This is a genomic window from Roseovarius sp. B08 (assembly GCF_051417955.1).
Classification (GTDB): Bacteria; Pseudomonadota; Alphaproteobacteria; order Rhodobacterales; family Rhodobacteraceae; genus Roseovarius.
Genome location: NZ_JBPRLW010000001.1, coordinates 3,322,676 through 3,339,197 on the forward strand (window position 1 = coordinate 3,322,676; position 16,522 = coordinate 3,339,197).

The 16,522-nt window shown below is 64.4% G+C and carries 11 protein-coding genes and 1 pseudogene; 4 read left to right on the forward strand and 8 right to left on the reverse strand.

Going from position 1 to position 16,522, the window contains the following annotated elements:
- Positions 1-55: 55 nt before the first annotated feature.
- A pseudogene (gene aspS / locus ACSQ76_RS16860) lies at positions 56-1,833 on the reverse strand (aspartate--tRNA ligase).
- 265 nt (positions 1,834-2,098) lie between these two features.
- Between aspS and ACSQ76_RS16865 the strand changes: the two are divergent.
- Positions 2,099-3,331, forward strand: a complete 1,233-nt coding sequence (locus ACSQ76_RS16865; protein ID WP_437157501.1) for a class I SAM-dependent methyltransferase — start codon at positions 2,099-2,101, stop codon at positions 3,329-3,331.
- A gap of 3 nt (positions 3,332-3,334) precedes the next feature.
- Here ACSQ76_RS16865 and ACSQ76_RS16870 read toward each other — a convergent pair whose 3' ends face one another.
- Positions 3,335-3,973, reverse strand: a complete 639-nt coding sequence (locus tag ACSQ76_RS16870; protein ID WP_437157502.1) for an aminotransferase class IV family protein — start codon at positions 3,971-3,973, stop codon at positions 3,335-3,337.
- Positions 3,928-5,052, reverse strand: a complete 1,125-nt coding sequence (locus tag ACSQ76_RS16875) for an aminodeoxychorismate synthase component I (protein ID WP_437157503.1) — start codon at positions 5,050-5,052, stop codon at positions 3,928-3,930. Before ACSQ76_RS16875 ends, ACSQ76_RS16870 begins: the two co-directional genes overlap by 46 nt.
- Positions 5,053-5,204: 152 nt before the next feature.
- On the opposite strand from ACSQ76_RS16875, the gene carB reads away from it, so the two are divergent.
- From carB to ACSQ76_RS16890, 3 genes are all read left to right on the forward strand, one after another.
- Positions 5,205-8,501 carry a carbamoyl-phosphate synthase large subunit gene (gene carB, locus ACSQ76_RS16880; RefSeq protein ID WP_437157504.1) on the forward strand — a complete coding sequence of 1,099 codons (3,297 nt, stop codon included), beginning with the start codon at positions 5,205-5,207 and terminating at the stop codon, positions 8,499-8,501.
- Between the two features lie 224 nt (positions 8,502-8,725).
- Positions 8,726-8,848: a hypothetical protein gene (locus ACSQ76_RS16885; RefSeq protein ID WP_302848996.1), complete on the forward strand. Its 123-nt coding sequence runs from the start codon at positions 8,726-8,728 to the stop codon at positions 8,846-8,848.
- A 108-nt stretch (positions 8,849-8,956) separates the two neighbouring features.
- Positions 8,957-9,079: a hypothetical protein gene (locus ACSQ76_RS16890; RefSeq protein WP_306127718.1), complete on the forward strand. Its 123-nt coding sequence runs from the start codon at positions 8,957-8,959 to the stop codon at positions 9,077-9,079.
- Positions 9,080-9,154: 75 nt separating this feature from the next.
- On the opposite strand, the gene ACSQ76_RS16895 is transcribed toward ACSQ76_RS16890, so the two are convergent.
- The 5 genes from ACSQ76_RS16895 to ACSQ76_RS16915 form a co-directional block, all read right to left on the reverse strand.
- Positions 9,155-10,855: an ABC transporter ATP-binding protein gene (locus ACSQ76_RS16895; RefSeq protein ID WP_437157505.1), complete on the reverse strand. Its 1,701-nt coding sequence runs from the start codon at positions 10,853-10,855 to the stop codon at positions 9,155-9,157.
- 6 nt (positions 10,856-10,861) lie between these two features.
- Positions 10,862-12,097 (reverse strand): ABC transporter permease, encoded by a 1,236-nt coding sequence (locus tag ACSQ76_RS16900; protein WP_437158225.1) that lies wholly within the window; start codon positions 12,095-12,097, stop codon positions 10,862-10,864.
- Between the two features lie 9 nt (positions 12,098-12,106).
- Positions 12,107-13,063: an ABC transporter permease gene (locus ACSQ76_RS16905; protein WP_306127715.1), complete on the reverse strand. Its 957-nt coding sequence runs from the start codon at positions 13,061-13,063 to the stop codon at positions 12,107-12,109.
- Positions 13,064-13,259: 196 nt separating this feature from the next.
- A complete protein-coding gene (locus tag ACSQ76_RS16910) occupies positions 13,260-14,873 on the reverse strand; it encodes an ABC transporter substrate-binding protein (RefSeq protein WP_437157506.1) in 1,614 nt (537 codons plus the stop codon).
- Between the two features lie 312 nt (positions 14,874-15,185).
- On the reverse strand, positions 15,186-16,520 hold the full coding sequence (locus ACSQ76_RS16915; RefSeq protein ID WP_306127713.1) for a replication-associated recombination protein A: 1,335 nt from the start codon (positions 16,518-16,520) through the stop codon (positions 15,186-15,188).
- Positions 16,521-16,522: the final 2 nt, after the last annotated feature.

The window sequence follows — 16,522 nt, forward strand, 5'->3', positions numbered from 1 at the left end:
TGACCCGGGACCTCTCCAATCCCGTAGGGTGGGTGAAAACCCACGCGCCCCGACCTCACTCCTCGCGCGGCAGAACCCGCAGGCCCAACTCCATCAACTGGTCGCTGGCCGGCTCGCTCGGCGCATTCATCATCAGGTCCTCGGCCCGCTGGTTCATCGGGAACATGATGACCTCGCGGATGTTCTGCTCGTCCGCCAGCAGCATCACGATCCGGTCGATCCCCGCGGCACACCCCCGTGCGGCGGCGCGCCGTACTGGAACGCGTTGACCATGCCGCCGAACCGCTTGCGCACTTCCGCCTCGTCATAGCCCGCCAGCTCGAACGCCTTGATCATCGTCTCCAGCTTGTGGTTCCGGATCGCGCCACTGACCAGCTCATAGCCGTTGCAGCTCAGGTCGTACTGATAGCCCAGCACCTTCAGCGGGTCGCCCTCCAGCGCCTCGATCCCGCCCTGCGGCATCGAGAACGGGTTGTGCGAAAAGTCGATCTCGCCCGATTCCTCGTCGGCTTCGTACATCGGGAAATCCACGATCCACGCAAAGGCAAAGCGGTTCTCGTCCGTCAGCCCCAGCTCCTCGCCGATCGTCACCCGCGCCTTGCCCGCCACCCGCTCGAACGCGGCCGGCTTGCCACCCAGGAAGAACGCCGCATCGCCCACGCCCAGCCCCAGCTGCTCGCGAATGGCCTCGGTGCGCTCCGGCCCGATATTCTTGGCTAGCGGCCCGGCGGCTTCCATCCCGTCGCCCTGATCCCGCCAGAAGATATACCCCATCCCCGGCAGACCCTCTTTCTGCGCGAACGCATTCATCCGGTCACAGAATTTCCGGCTGCCGCCCGAAGGCGCGGGAATAGCGCGAATTTCCGTGCCATCCTGCTCCAGCAGCTTGGCGAAAATGGCAAAGCCCGAGCCACGGAAATGCTCGCTCACATCCTGCATCTTGATCGGGTTGCGCAGGTCCGGCTTGTCGGTGCCATACCACAGCGCCGCGTCACGGTAAGAGATCTGCGGCCATTCCTGATCCACCGCCTTGCCGCCGCCGAACTCCTCGAACAGACCCTTGATCACCGGCTGGATCGTGTCGAACACGTCCTGCTGCTCGACGAACGACATTTCCATGTCCAGCTGGTAGAAATCCGTGGGCGACCGGTCCGCGCGCGGGTCCTCGTCGCGGAAACACGGCGCAATCTGGAAATACTTGTCAAAGCCACTGACCATAATCAGCTGCTTGAACTGCTGCGGCGCCTGCGGCAACGCATAGAACTTGCCCGGATGCAGGCGCGACGGCACCAGAAAGTCGCGCGCCCCCTCGGGGCTCGACGCGGTGATGATCGGCGTCTGGTACTCGCGAAACCCGATATCCCACATCCGCCGCCGGATCGACGCCACCACGTCCGAGCGCAGCTTCATGTTCTCCTGCATCGCCTCGCGCCGCAGGTCCAGGTAGCGATAGCGCAGCCGCGTTTCCTCGGGGTACTCCTGATCCCCGAACACGATCAGCGGTAGTTCCCCGGACGCGCCAAGCACGTCCATGTCGCGGATGAACACCTCGATCTCGCCCGTCGGGATCTTGGGGTTCACCAGGCTTTCATCCCGCGCCTTCACCTCGCCGTCGATGCGGATGCACCACTCGCTGCGCAGTTTCTCGACCTCGGAAAACACCTTGCTGTCGGGATCGCACAGCACCTGCGTCACGCCGTAATGGTCGCGCAGGTCGATGAACAGCACCCCGCCGTGGTCGCGGATCCGGTGCACCCAGCCCGACAGGCGGACCGTGTCCCCGACATTCGATTTCGTCAGCTCGGCGCAGGTATGGCTGCGATATGCGTGCATGAGGTCCTCTCCGGGCGGCTGAAACTGCCCATTTCGCGTGCAATTCGGTTCGCGCCGATACACCTTGGCAGGGCGGCAAAGTCAAGGCCTGCAAGGCTATTTCCCGCCCGCGCGGAACCAACCGCTGCCAGAAAACATTTACAGAAAGTTAATTTTGGGCAAAGATTCCGGCTATCGGGCGGAAAACACGCGGGAAAACCGCGGCACCGGCAGGTTTCAATCCAGCAGATGCGCCTTGGGGGGCGCGACAAGAATGGGGTGAGCCATGTGGACCAAGCTGCTTGATGTGTTCGTCACACATCTGTTCCGAAACGGCGATTTCAGCCTGACCTATCCTGACGGCACGACCCGTCGCTACGGTGACGGCGGCACGCCTTCTGTCGCCATGACGCTGCACGACCCGGCCCTGCCCCGCAAGATCATCCTGTCGCCCGAACTGGCCGTGGGCGAAGGCTACATGGATGGCACGCTCACCATCGAAAACGACGACCTGCGCGGCTTTCTCAGTCTCGCGGTCGACAACATCGCCCGCCAGGGCAGCCCGTGGTTCCACCGCCCGCTCGACCTGATGCGCCACGCCAGCCGCTGGTTGAACCAGTTCAACCCGGCCAAGCGGGCACGCGCCAACGTGGCCCATCACTACGACCTCTCGGGCGAGCTCTACGACCTCTTCCTCGACAAGGACCGGCAGTATTCCTGCGCCTATTTCGCCCGCCCCGACATGACGCTGGAACAGGCGCAGGATGCCAAGAAACACCACATCGCCCGCAAGCTGCTGCTCAAGCCGGGGATGCGCGTGCTCGACATCGGCTGCGGCTGGGGCGGCATGGCCCTGACGCTGGCCCGCGATTACGGCGCCGAGGTCGTGGGCGTCACCCTGTCCGAGGAACAGCACGCGCTGGCCACCCGCCGCGCGGCCGAGGCGGGCCTGTCGGACAAGGTCCAGTTCCACCTGATGGATTACCGCGCCGTGACCGGCAAATTCGATCGCATCGTGTCGGTCGGCATGTTCGAACATGTCGGCGTGCCGCATTACCGCGAATATTTCCGCCATGTGCACGACCTTCTGGCCGAGGATGGCGTCGCCCTCATCCATACCATCGGCCACACCGATCCGCCCGGCACCACCAATCCGTGGATCCTGAAATACATCTTCCCCGGCGGCTATTGCCCTGCCCTGTCCGAGGCGACCCGCGCGATCGAGGTCAACGACCTGCATTCCTGCGATATCGAGGTCTGGCGCCTGCATTACGCGGAAACCCTGCGCCACTGGTACGACCGCTTCATGGCCAATATCGACCGCGCCCGCGATCTATACGACGAGCGGTTCTGCCGCATGTGGCGCTACTACCTCATCGCCTGCGAGGCGACGTTCCGCTACAACAGCCAGGTGGTGTTTCAGTTCCAGCTGTCGCGCCAGCAGGACGCGGTGCCACTCACGCGCGATTACCTCTACAGCGAAGACGCCGCCAAGGACCTGCGCCACGCCGCCGAATAGACCTCAGACCAGCCGCGCCGGTATCAACCCGCGCAGCGCGTTGCCCACGTAAAGCGCCCGCGTCCCGGCCAGGTCGTTCGGCGTCAGCACCGCCTCCCGCGCGCGGCCCTCCGCGATCAGGCTTGCACGCAGCACACCGGGCAGCACGCCGCAACTCAGCGCCGGCGTCTCCAGCCCGTCGCCCCGGTCGACGAAGACATTGGTGATCGTCCCTTCGCAGACCGCGCCATCGGTGTTGAGAAAGATCACCTCATCCACCTCCTCGGGCAAATCGGCGCGCGTCCGGTCATACAACGCGCGCTCGGTGCTCTTGACTGACAACCACGGATCGGTCGCGATCAGCCGCGCCTCGGACACCGCCAGCCGCCACGCCCGGCCCTCCGGTTCAGGCGTGAAGTCGTGCAGTGTGACCTCCACCTGGCCGCCTGCATCCACCGTCAGGCGCATCCGCCTTGGCCGGTCCGCCTCGACCGCCTCAAGCGCCGCCTCCAGCCCGTTGATCCCGATCCCCATCCGTGCCGCGCTCGCCCGCAGCCGCTCCAGATGCAGCGCCTCGCGATGCCAACCTTCGCCGGGCGTCCACAGCCCAGTCTCGATCAGGCGAAATCCGCGATCAGCCGGCGGGCAAAGCGGGCTTTCCATAGGGCTTCCTCGTATTCCGACGCGGCGGTGCTGTCATAGACCACGCCACCGCCCACGTTCAGCGTCGCACGTCCCTGCTCCACAAGCAAACTGCGGATCGCCACGTTGAACTCCGACCGCCCGTCCGGCGCGGCCCAGCCGATGGTGCCGCAATAGACATCCCGCGCGCCATCCTCCAGCCCCGCCAGGATCTCCATCGCGCGCATCTTGGGCGCCCCGGTGATGGATCCGCAGGGGAACAGCGCCCGGAAAACCCCGGACAGTGTCGTGCCCTCCAGCATCCGCCCCCGGATCAGCGAGGTCATCTGGTGCACCGTCGCCAGGCTCTCCACCGTGAACAGTTCCGGCACATTCACGCTGCCGATCTCGCAAATCCGGCCCAGGTCATTGCGCAGCAGGTCCACGATCATCAGGTTCTCGGCCCGGTTCTTCTCGTCCTCCATAAGGAACCGGCAGCGCCGCGCATCCTCCTCCGCGTCGTCGCTGCGCGGCTGGGTGCCCTTCATCGGCTTGGTCTCGATGCCCCCCACCCCATCGGTGCGGAAGAAAAGCTCCGGCGAGCGTGACAGTATCGCGGGCAAGCCCTCTGCCTCGATCAGCGCCCCGAACCGCACCGGCTGCACCGCCGCCAGCGCGGCGTAAATCTCACCCGGCGCGCCCACCGCCTCCATCTTGCAGGCGAATGTCAGGTTCGCCTGGTAAAAGTCACCCGCACGGATATGCGCATGTACAGCGTCGAACGCCTGCGTGTACCGCGCCTCCGACCAAAGCGGCACGAAATGATCCAGCCGCCCCTCCGGCTCCGGCAAGGGTGCTGCGGGTCTGGGCCGCTCATACACCCCGAACTGCACCAACGGCACCCGCCGCCGCCCCGGCATCAGCGGCGCCAGCTTCGGCTCCAGCGCATAGCCCAACTCGTAACTTGCGAATCCTGCCAGCCACAGGCCCTGGGCGCGCGCCGCATCCATAGCCTCCAACGCCGCGGGCACGTCCGCCGCCTCCCGCGCCGAGATCACCTCGACCGGGCGCTCGAACGCGCATTCGCCCTCCTCGGGGCCATGATCGAAACGGATTCGCACCTGCCGTCCTCTCTCTTTGGCTGGTTATCTAAGCGTTCGCGCGACCGAACGCACTGCGAAATACGTCGCATCGCGCGCAAACAGCGATGCCCCTTGCGCTGTCGTGCGTAATGAATATAAGGCCAACAATTTGCGCCGCACCGGGGGATCACATGCCGAAAAGAACCGATATCAAGTCCATCATGATCATCGGTGCCGGCCCCATCATCATCGGGCAGGCCTGCGAGTTCGACTATTCCGGCGCCCAGGCCTGCAAGGCCCTGCGCGAGGAAGGCTACCGCGTCATCCTCGTCAATTCCAACCCCGCCACCATCATGACCGACCCAGGCCTGGCCGACGCCACCTATATCGAGCCCATCACGCCCGAGATCGTCGCCAAGATCATCGAGAAAGAGCGTCCCGACGCGCTCCTGCCCACCATGGGCGGGCAGACCGGGCTGAACACGGCGCTGGCCGTGGCCGACATGGGCGTGCTGGAAAAATTCGGCGTGGAACTCATCGGCGCCAACCGCGAGGCCATCGAGATGGCCGAGGATCGCAAGCTCTTCCGCGAGGCGATGGACCGTCTGGGCATCGAAAACCCCAAGGCCACCATTGCCGAGACCATGGAAGAATGCATGGCCGCGCTCGAACATGTGGGCCTGCCCGCCATCATCCGCCCCGCCTACACCCTTGGCGGCACCGGCGGCGGCGTCGCCTACAACCGCGCCGATTACGAGCATTACTGCAAGTCCGGCCTCGACGCCTCCCCGGTCAGCCAGATCCTGATCGACGAGTCGCTGCTGGGCTGGAAGGAATACGAGATGGAGGTCGTCCGCGACCGCGCCGACAACGCCATCATCGTCTGCTCCATCGAAAACGTCGATCCGATGGGCGTGCATACTGGCGATTCCATCACCGTGGCCCCGGCCCTCACGCTCACGGACAAGGAATACCAGATCATGCGCAACGGCTCCATCGCCGTCCTGCGCGAGATCGGCGTGGAAACCGGCGGCTCCAACGTGCAATGGGCCATCAACCCCGACGACGGCCGCATGGTCGTGATCGAGATGAACCCCCGCGTCTCCCGCTCGTCGGCGCTGGCGTCCAAGGCCACCGGCTTTCCGATCGCCAAGATCGCGGCGAAACTCGCCGTCGGCTACACGCTCGACGAGCTCGACAACGACATCACCAAGGTCACGCCCGCCAGCTTCGAGCCGACCATCGACTATGTCGTGACAAAGATTCCCAAATTCGCCTTCGAGAAATTCCCCGGCTCGCAGCCCTACCTGACCACCGCGATGAAATCCGTGGGCGAGGCCATGGCCATCGGCCGCACCATCCACGAATCCCTGCAAAAGGCGCTGGCGTCGATGGAATCCGGCCTGACCGGCTTCGACGAGATCGAGATCGACGGCGCCCCGGAAAAGACCGCCGTCATCAAGGCGATCAGCCAGCAGACGCCGGACCGGATGCGCACCATCGCCCAGGCCATGCGCCACGGCCTCACGGATGACGAGATTTTCGCCGCCACCAAGTTCGACCCGTGGTTCCTCGCCCGCATCCGCGAAATCGTCGAGGCCGAGAAGGCGATCCGGAAGGACGGCCTGCCCACCGACGAACAAGGCCTGCGCCGGCTGAAGATGATGGGCTTCACCGACGCCCGCCTCGCCAAGTTGACCGGCTTTACCGAGGCCGACGTGCGCCGCGCCCGCCACGCGCAGGGCGTTACGGCCGTCTTCAAGCGCATCGACACCTGCGCCGCAGAATTCGAGGCCCAGACGCCCTACATGTATTCCACCTACGAGGCCCCCATGATGGGCGAGGTAGAATGCGAAGCGCGCCCCAGTGACCGCAAAAAGGTCGTCATCCTCGGCGGCGGCCCCAACCGGATCGGCCAGGGAATCGAGTTCGACTATTGCTGTTGCCATGCCTGTTTCGCGCTCACCGACGCGGGCTACGAGACCATCATGGTCAACTGCAACCCCGAGACCGTCTCGACCGACTACGACACCTCCGACAGGCTCTACTTCGAGCCGCTGACCTTCGAGCATGTCATGGAAATCCTGCGCGTCGAGCAGGACAACGGCACGCTGCACGGCGTCATCGTCCAGTTCGGCGGCCAGACGCCCCTGAAACTCGCCAACGACCTCGAGGCCGAGGGCATCCCGATCCTCGGCACCACGCCCGACGCCATCGACCTGGCCGAGGACCGCGAGCGGTTCCAGGCGCTGGTGAATCAGCTGAACCTCAAGCAGCCCAAGAACGGCATCGCCCATTCCGACGCCGAGGCGCTGGCCATTGCCGACGAGATCGGCTTCCCGCTGGTGATCCGCCCTTCCTACGTGCTGGGCGGCCGCGCCATGGAAATCGTCCGCGACATGGGCCAGCTCGAACGCTACATCAACGAGGCGGTGATCGTCTCGGGCGACAGCCCCGTCCTCCTGGACGGCTACCTATCCGGCGCCATCGAATGCGATGTCGACGCGCTCTCGGACGGTGAAAACGTCCACGTCGCCGGCATCCTGCAGCATATCGAAGAGGCCGGCGTGCACTCCGGCGACAGCGCCTGCTGCCTGCCGCCCCACACCCTGCCCCGGCACATCATCGACGAGATCGACGCCCAGACCCGCGCGCTTGCCAAGGCCCTCAACGTCGTCGGCCTGATGAACGTGCAATTCGCCGTCAAGGGCGACGACATCTACCTGATCGAGGTGAACCCCCGCGCCAGCCGCACCGTGCCGTTCGTCGCCAAGGCCACGGATAGCGCCATCGCCTCCATCGCCGCCCGCCTCATGGCCGGCGAGCCGCTCTCGGCCTTCCCGCATCGCGGCGCCTATCCGTCCGACACCAAGCCCGGCACGCTGCCCATGGCCGACCAGATGACGCTCGCGGACCCCGCGATGCCCTGGTTCTCGGTGAAAGAGGCCGTCATGCCCTTCGCCCGCTTCCCCGGCGTCGACACGATCCTCGGCCCGGAGATGCGCTCCACGGGCGAGGTCATGGGCTGGGACGTCTCCTTCCCCCGCGCCTTTCTCAAGGCGCAGATGGGCGCGGGCGTCGTGCTGCCCGACGGCGGCAAGGTGTTCTTTTCGATCAAGGATGACGACAAGACGCCCCAGCTGGTCGAGACCGCGCAGATCCTCGTCGACCTGGGCTTCGCCATCGTCGCCACCCGCGGCACCGCCGCCTTCCTCGAAGGCCACGACATCGCCTGCGAGGTGGTGAATAAGGTCTACGAAGGCCGCCCCGACGTCGTGGACATGCTCAAGGACGGCCAGATCAGCCTTGTCATGAACACCACCGAAGGCATCCAGGCGGTCGAGGACAGCCGCGAAATCCGCTCGGTTGCGCTCTACGACAAGATCCCCTATTACACCACCGCAGCCGCCGCCCATGCCGCCGCGCTGGCCATGAAGGCCCGGCAAGACGGCGACCTTGTGGTAATGCCGCTACAGGGCACCGCCTGACACAGGTCGGCCCGCCTCGCCGGATATGGGCGCAAGGCACGGAAAACAAAAGAGATCTCCAGATTCTGCCGCAGCCATGCTCTGCGGCCAACCCGGCCATGCACAATTTTCATAGAATCCAAAGCGAATTTCGATTGCGCCTTCATAATTTTTGACTAAGTGGGCTGTAGGAACGCAATCAACGCGTTCCACTTGGAATCGACCGCCAGCCAAAGGAGGCCATCATGACCCGCGATGAATTGAACCGGGAACTTCGTATGCACAGTGCCACCTGGCAGTCGGTGGTCCTCGTCTACGGTATCCTTGTCGGCACGCTGATCTTCTCGGCGTCCGCCATTATCGGCTAATCCGTCCCACGGCGCCATGCGCCGCACCCAGACAACCCACTCTTTCCCTTCGGCGTTGAACGTAAGACTCGTTTGGCGCCTTCGGTGTCTCTGAAAAGGATACCCGACATGAACCGTGACCAACTGATCCGCGAACTCCAGGCCCACAGCGCCACCTGGCAGGCCGTCGTGATCGTCTATGCCCTGATCGTCGGCGCGATGGTCCTCTCGGGCATGGCCATCATCGGCTAACGCACCATACGAATTCGTCAAAGGAAAACGGCGCCCTGTCTCCGGGGCGCCGTTTTTTGTTCATGACCGCCAGGCTCAGACCTGCGTGCCCTCGACCTTGTCGTCGTCCGGGTCGATCTTGGCCGCCGCCGCGTCGCCGATATTGTCGACGCCCCGTTCCTCCAGCAGCGTCGTCAGCCAGTTCGGGTCCATCTCCGGCACCGAGCTCAGCAGCAGGTCGGTATAGGGATGGTGCGGCGGCGTGAACATGTCGTCCTTCGGCCCCTGCTCCACCACCTGCCCGTTCTGCATCACCACCACCTCGTCGGCGATCGACCGCACGGTGGCAAGGTCGTGGGTGATGAACATGTACGCCAGGTTCAGCTCGTTCTGCAGCCGGTCCAGCAGCCGCAGGATGCCCTCCGCCACCAGCTGGTCCAACGCCGAGGTCACCTCGTCACAGACGATGAAACTGGGCTCGGCCGCCAGCGCCCGGGCAATCCCGATCCGCTGTTTCTGCCCGCCCGACAGCTCGGGCGGATACCGGTTGTAGTATTTCGACGGCTCCAGCTCGATCAGGTCCAACAGCTCGTCCACCCGCGTCTTCAGCGCCGTGCCCTTCAGTCCCGAATAGAACTGCGCAGGTCGCCCGATGATTTCCGAGATCTGCACCTTGGGGTTCAGCGCGGTATCGGCCATCTGATAGATCATCTGGCACTGCCGCAGCTGGTCCTTCGAGCGGTCCTTGTAATTCGCCGGGAACGGCTCGCCCTTGAACAGCACCTCGCCTTTGCTGGGCGGCAACAGCCCGGTGATCACCCGCGCGGTCGTCGACTTGCCCGACCCGGATTCGCCCACCACGGCCACCGTCATCCCCTCGTAGATGTCGAACGACACGTCATCGAGGATCTTCGGCCCGTTGGAATAGGACGCGTCCACGTTCTTGACCGAAATCAGCGGCGGCGTGCCATCCGTGGGGCGATGCTTCTGCGGGCTGGTGAAACTGCGCACCGCCCAGAGCGACTTGGTGTAATCCTCCTGCGGATTTTCCAGCATCTGGTCGGTCGGCGCCTCCTCGACTTCCTCGCCTTTCAGCAGCACCTTGATCGTGTCGGCCATCTGCGCCACCACGGCCAGGTCGTGCGTGATGTAGATCGCCGCGGTGTTGAACTGGTCCACGATGTCGCGGATCGCCGCCAGCACCTCGATCTGGGTGGTCACGTCCAGCGCCGTCGTCGGCTCGTCAAAGATGATCAGGTCAGGCCGGCACGACATGGCCATCGCCGTCATCGCCCGCTGCAACTGACCGCCCGACACCTGGTGCGGATACCGAAACCCGATCTCGCCCGGATTGGGCAGGCGCAACCGCTCATACAGCTCGATCGCGTCCTCCTGCGCCTCCAGCCGCTTCTTGATGCGGTACTGCACGGGGGCTTCCGTGTGCTGGTCGATCAGCTTGTGCGCCGGGTTGAACGACGCCGCCGCCGACTGCGCCACATAGGCGATGCGCGAGCCCCTCAGCGCCCGTTTCTCGCCCTCGGTCGAGGTGGTCAGCTCGATCCCGTCGAACTCGATCGACGAGCCCTCCACGATCCGCGTGCCGTCGCGGGCGTACCCCATGGCCGCCGCGCCGATGGTGGATTTGCCCGCCCCGGATTCCCCGATCAGGCCCATCACCTCGCCGCGGTGCAGGGTCAGGTCGACACCCTTGATGATGTCGACCCAGGTTTCGTCCGAATAGCCCTGGATCTTCAGGTCCCGGATCTTCAGAAGGACATCTGTTTTTTTCAAGCTCATGTCGTTTTACTCCTTCAAACCCGAGGACCGGTGCAGCATCCAGTCCACCACGAAGTTGACCGCCACGGTCAACAGCGCGATGGCCGCGGCCGGGATAAGCGGCGTGATCTCACCGAACGAGATCAGCGTCGCGTTCTCCCGCACCATCGACCCCCAGTCGGCCGTGGGCGGCTGGATACCAAGCCCAAGGAAGCTCAGGCCCGCGATCAGCAGGAACACGAAGCAGAATTCCAGCCCGAACTCCGCCACCAGCGGCGCGGTCGAGTTCGGCAGGATCTCCCGCCGGATCAGGTACCAGTTCTTTTCACCGCGCAGCTTCGCGGCCTCGATATAGTCCATCACAACCACGTTGCCCGCAACCGCCCGCGTCAGGCGGAACACCCGCGGCGAATAGATCACCGCGACAACCAGGATCAGGATGACCTCGGAGGCATCGAAGACCGACGTGAACGCCAGTGCAAAGGCAAACGAGACACCGACGACGATCGCCGCCCCGATGATCCAGCTGAGAACCGAATAGGCCGCCGCCGCAAGGAACAGCGTCCCCACGATCACCGCGAATCCGAACAGCAGCCATGCGCTGGTTGACGGTGCCGCCAGCGACCCACCAAAGATCGACAGCATCAGAAGCGCAAAGATCAGCGACGGGATCGACATGATCACATCCGCGATCCGGCCCATCGTTCCGTCGAAGAAGCCACCCTTCGTTGCCGCCAACAGGCCCGCCATCGCGCCCAGGATGAACGCAAGGACCGTGCCGCACAGCGCCAGCGCCACGGTATTCCGCGCGCCATAGATGATCCGGCTGAACATGTCCCGGCCCAGCTGATCGGCGCCAAGCAGCATGTTGTTGTCCGGCGGCGCAAAGGCCTGGCTGATGATCTCGGCCTCTCCATGCGGCGCGATGGCCGGGGCAAAGATGCCCATGACCGCGACGATGAAGATCACGAACATCCCGAAGGCGGCGGTCAGCGGCGCGGTGCGCAGCTCCTTGGCCATCTCGTCGCTCGCCAGCGCCGTCAGGAACTCGCGGAACGCGTAGGACATCATGCCAGCCGCCAACAGCATCCCCGCGGCGATCGCGACGAAGCGCAGCGCCGGAATGCCGCCGATGATCGCCAGCACCAGCGACACCAGCGTCAGCGAGAACAGCAGCAGGAACGCCGACCGCTGATTGTAATAGGCCGCGCCGCACGACAGCAGAAGCAGCAGGGCGAAGTAGAGGATTACAAAAACCATGATCCGCCCTCCTTATTTCGGGTGCCGCAGACGCGGGTTGGTGAGGATCGCACCAACGTCGGCTGCAAGGTTGAGAAGGATGAAGGTCGCCGCGAAGATCAGGCAGCAGGCCTGCACCACGGGGAAGTCGCGCTTGGAAACCGCGTCCACCAGCGCCTGTCCGATGCCCGGATAGACGAACACCACCTCCACCAGCACCACGCCGGTAATGAGGTACGCCAGGTTCAGCGCGACCACGTTGATGATCGGCGCCCAGGCGTTGGGCAGCGCGTGCTTCACGATCACCTTCCAGGGCGGCGCGCCCTTCAGCCGGGCCATCTCGATATAGGGGCTCGCCAGCAGGTTGATGATCGCCGCGCGGGTCATCCGCATCATGTGCGCCATCACCACCAGCACCAGCGTCAGCGCCGGCAGGAAGGTGCGTTGCAACAGTTCAAGGAAGGTCATCCCCTCGCTCAGGCTGGCGATTGCCGGGAACATGCCCCATTTGACCGCGAAGTACAGGATCAGGATGTAGCCCAGGAAGAATTCCGGCGACGAGATGAACGACAATGAGATCACGTTCGCCACCCGGTCGAAGATCGAGTTGCGCAACAGCGCCACGATCACGCCCAGGATGATCGACACCGGCACCGCGATCACGGCCGCGTAGGCCGCAAGGAACAGCGTGTTCATGAACCGCTCGCCGATGATCTCGGTCACCCGCGCGTCGGTCACGATGGAGCTTCCGAAATCAAGCGTTATGGCTTCGCTCAACCACGCCAGGTATCTTACGATCGCGGGCTGGTCGAGGCCCATTTCCCTGCGCAGCGCCGCAAGGTTCTCCGGCGTCGCCGACTGTCCCAGCACCGCCTGCGCGATGTCACCGGGAAGCAGCTCGACCATGAAGAAGATTATCAACGAGATCACCAATAGGATGATCAATCCGAGACCAAGACGCTTTCCGACAAGCGTTAAGATGTCTCCCATATGTCCCTCCTGCTGTTGGGCGTCCGCCTTGCCCGTCCCGAGCCGCATCCGCACAGCTTATATTGTTATGACGTATCGACGTGCCCTGTGCGCTTTTCGCGCTTTCTCGGCCGTCCCGTCTGCCCGGACAGAGCGATCTCCCGCCCCCTCCAAATTTTTGCCCCGGCGCCTTGGCACCGGGGCAAAACCTTTTGTCTTATGCGTCCGCGAACCACCAGCGGCTGCAGGCGCGGGCGCCGTCCATCTGCCAGCTTGGCGCAAGGTTCTCACCATGCTGCACGTTCTTGCGACGCGCGTACACGAAGTTCGGGAAGAACGGGATGATCGTCCCGCCGTCGTCCTTCGCCAGGATCGCCATCTCGCGGTACATCTCGGCCCGCTTGGTGTCATCCAGCTCGGCCTTCGCCTGCAGCAGCAGCTCGTTGAACCGCTCGTTCTGCCACCGGCTCTCGTTCCACGCGGCGTCCGACTTGTAGGCCAGCGAATACATCACGTCCGGCGTCGGGCGTGCGCCCCACTGCACCACGCACCACGGCTTTTTCAGCCACACGTCCGAATAGTAGCCGTCGTTGGGCTCGCGGTTGACGTTGATGGTGATGCCCGCGGCCTTGGCGTGCTCTGCGAACAGAACACACATGTCCACCGCACCCGAGAACACCGAGTCGGCCACGCTCAGGTTGACCGTCAGGCCTTCGGCGCCGGCTTTCTGCAGCAGCGATTTCGCCTGGTCGGGATCGTATTCACGCTGCTCGATGCCTTCGGGATAATAGGGCATCGCCGGCGAATGGTGGAAATCGTTCGCCTTGGTGGCCGCGCCGAACGCGATCTTCTCGACCAGCTCGTCCCGGTTCAGCGACAGCTTCAGCGCGTTGCGCACGTCCACGTTGTCGAACGGCGCCGTGTCGCACAGCATCGGCATGGTGATCGCCGCCGCCGACGGCACGTCGTCGATCTCGATGTTCGGGTCGCGCTGCAACAACGCCAGTGTTTTCAGTTCCAGCTGCGTCACCGCGTCCACGTCGCCTGTCACCAGCGCCGTCTGACGCGCGTTCGGGTCGTTCAGAACGATCAGCTCCAGGTCGTCGAAATAGGCGCCTTCCAGGTGCCAGCCGTCGTGGCGGGTCAGCGTATAACGCACGCCGAACTCGGCCTCTTCCATCTTGTAGGGGCCCGAGCCGTCGCCCGACTGCCAGTTGGCCGTGCCGTCCTCGTTGGCCGGCACGATCGCCAGGTGATAGTCGGTCATCAGCCAGGGCAGGTCGGCATTGCCCGACGCCAGCACGAATGTGACCGAGTTGTCGCCGTTGTCGATAAGCTCCTCGACATCCGCCAGCAGCGCCTTCGCGGCCGAAGTCGTCTCTTCACCGCGGTGGTGGTTCATCGACGCGATCACGTCGTTCGCCGTCACCTTGTTGCCGCTGTGGAACGTGGCATTGTCATTGATCTTGAAGGTCCACTCCTTCGCGTCCGGGCTCGCGCTCCACTCGCTGGCCAGGTCCGGCCCGAGCGAGCCATCGGGCTCGATCAGCGTCAGGTACGACCGGTATGTGTGCGCGACCTGGATCATCGAGAAGGTCACATAGGTGCCCGGATCATGCGTGTCCGAAGTGTTCCCGTCGTGCATCCCAAGGCGGAACGTGCCGCCCTTGGCCGGCTGTGCCTTCGCGGCGCCGGTCCACAGGCCGGTCGCGGCCGTGGTCGTCAGGCCGGCGGCGGCGGCATAATGCATGAACGACCGGCGCGAAATCTTCCCTTCGCGGGCCGCGGCTGCCAGTCGATCCAGCAGCATTTGATCTTTGATATCAGTCATGTTGTCTCCCTATGACTAGTCTGTCTCCCGGCCCGTCTTGCGCGGTCCTTCAAAGCAGCTTTGCGTCGTTTCCCCTGAACGGGCGGCTCATTTACGACATGATATTACCAAAACACGAAAAAAAGTCGCTTCCAGCCTTCATATGACGGATCACGATATTTTTTTTGCATGTCAGAACCCTAGCCGGAACTGTTCAACCTCTTGTCGGAAAGGGGTTTCACGATGTGATCAATCCCTCGGGCCGGACTGTTCCAAAAACGACATTCCCCGCAGCCCGGTCGGAAAATCGACACCGGGAATCGCCCGGGGGGCCTAGTCGCCCTTGCGCGCCCGCAACTTCGCGAAATAGGCCACCCGCTTGCCCAACTCCCGCTCGAACCCGCGCTCGACCGGCTTGTAAAGCTCGGGCCGTTCCATCGTGTCGGGAAAGTAATTCTGCCCCGAAAACGCGTCCTCGGCATCGTGGTCATAGGCATAGCCCGCGCCGTAACCCTGCTCTTTCATCAGTCCGGTGGGCGCGTTCAGGATATGCTTGGGCGGCGGCTCGCTGCCGGTCTTCTTCGCGGCCCGCATCGCCGCCTTGTAGGCCACGTAGGCCGCGTTCGACTTCGGCGCCAGCGCCAGGTAGGTCACCGCCTGCGCCAGCGCCAGCTCCCCCTCGGGGCTGCCCAGCCGCTCGTAGGTCTCCCACGATTGCAGGCACACCGCCTGCGCCTGCGGATCGGCGAGGCCGATATCCTCCACCGCCATCCGCGTGATCCGCCGCGCCAGGTACCGCGGGTCCTCGCCCCCGTCCAGCATCCGCGCCAGCCAGTAGAGCGCCGCGTCCGGGTCCGACCCGCGCACCGACTTGTGCAGGGCGGATATCAGGTTGTAATGCGCGTCCCCCGATTTGTCATACTGCGCCGCCCGTTTCATCAACCGCGCGGTCAGGGCGTTCGTGTCCAGCTTCTTGTCGGTCTTCCACGCCGCCACCTGCTCGATCAGATTCAAGAGCGCGCGCCCGTCCCCATCCGCCATCTCCAGCAACGCCTCGCGCGCCGCACCCTCCAGCGGCAGCGCCCGGTCCAGTTCCTTCTCGGCCCTTTGCGCCAGCCGCTCCAACTCCGCCAGCGTCAGCCGTTCCAGCACCAGAACCTGCGACCGGCTCAGAAGTGCCGCGTTCAGCTCGAAACTCGGGTTCTCCGTGGTGGCCCCCACCAGCAGGATCGTCCCGTCCTCCATATGCGGCAGGAACCCGTCCTGCTGCGCCTTGTTGAACCGGTGGATCTCGTCCACGAACAAAAGCGTTCCCTGCCCGTTGGCCCGCCGGTGCTTGGCCGCGTCGAACACCTTGCGCAACTCCGGCACACCGGAAAAGATCGCGCTGATCTGCACGAAATGCATGTCCGTCTCGTCGGCCAAGAGCCGCGCGATGGTGGTCTTGCCCACCCCCGGCGGCCCCCAGAAGACCAGCGAAGACAGGCTCCCCGACGCCAGCATCACGCCCAAGGGGCCATCCGGCCCGATCACCTTCTCCTGCCCGATCACCTCGGCCAGCGCCTTGGGCCGCAGCCTGTCGGCCAGCGGGCGCGGCGCGCTGTCATGCGCCTTGTCGTCCCTTGCGTCCGGTTTGGCTTCGGGGCCGGTATCGAACAGATCTCCCATGG

Bases quoted from the DNA above. Each gene is read 5' to 3' on its own strand.
- ACSQ76_RS16910 (WP_437157506.1), bottom strand. From the start codon at position 14,873: ATGACTGATATCAAAGATCAAATGCTGCTGGATCGACTGGCAGCCGCG.
- ACSQ76_RS16895 (WP_437157505.1), bottom strand. From the start codon at position 10,855: ATGAGCTTGAAAAAAACAGATGTCCTTCTGAAGATCCGGGACCTGAAG.
- ACSQ76_RS16870 (WP_437157502.1), bottom strand. From the start codon at position 3,973: ATGGAAAGCCCGCTTTGCCCGCCGGCTGATCGCGGATTTCGCCTGATC.
- carB (WP_437157504.1), top strand. From the start codon at position 5,205: ATGCCGAAAAGAACCGATATCAAGTCCATCATGATCATCGGTGCCGGC.
- ACSQ76_RS16885 (WP_302848996.1), top strand. From the start codon at position 8,726: ATGACCCGCGATGAATTGAACCGGGAACTTCGTATGCACAGTGCCACC.
- ACSQ76_RS16890 (WP_306127718.1), top strand. From the start codon at position 8,957: ATGAACCGTGACCAACTGATCCGCGAACTCCAGGCCCACAGCGCCACC.
- ACSQ76_RS16915 (WP_306127713.1), bottom strand. From the start codon at position 16,520: ATGGGAGATCTGTTCGATACCGGCCCCGAAGCCAAACCGGACGCAAGG.
- ACSQ76_RS16865 (WP_437157501.1), top strand. From the start codon at position 2,099: ATGTGGACCAAGCTGCTTGATGTGTTCGTCACACATCTGTTCCGAAAC.
- ACSQ76_RS16905 (WP_306127715.1), bottom strand. From the start codon at position 13,063: ATGGGAGACATCTTAACGCTTGTCGGAAAGCGTCTTGGTCTCGGATTG.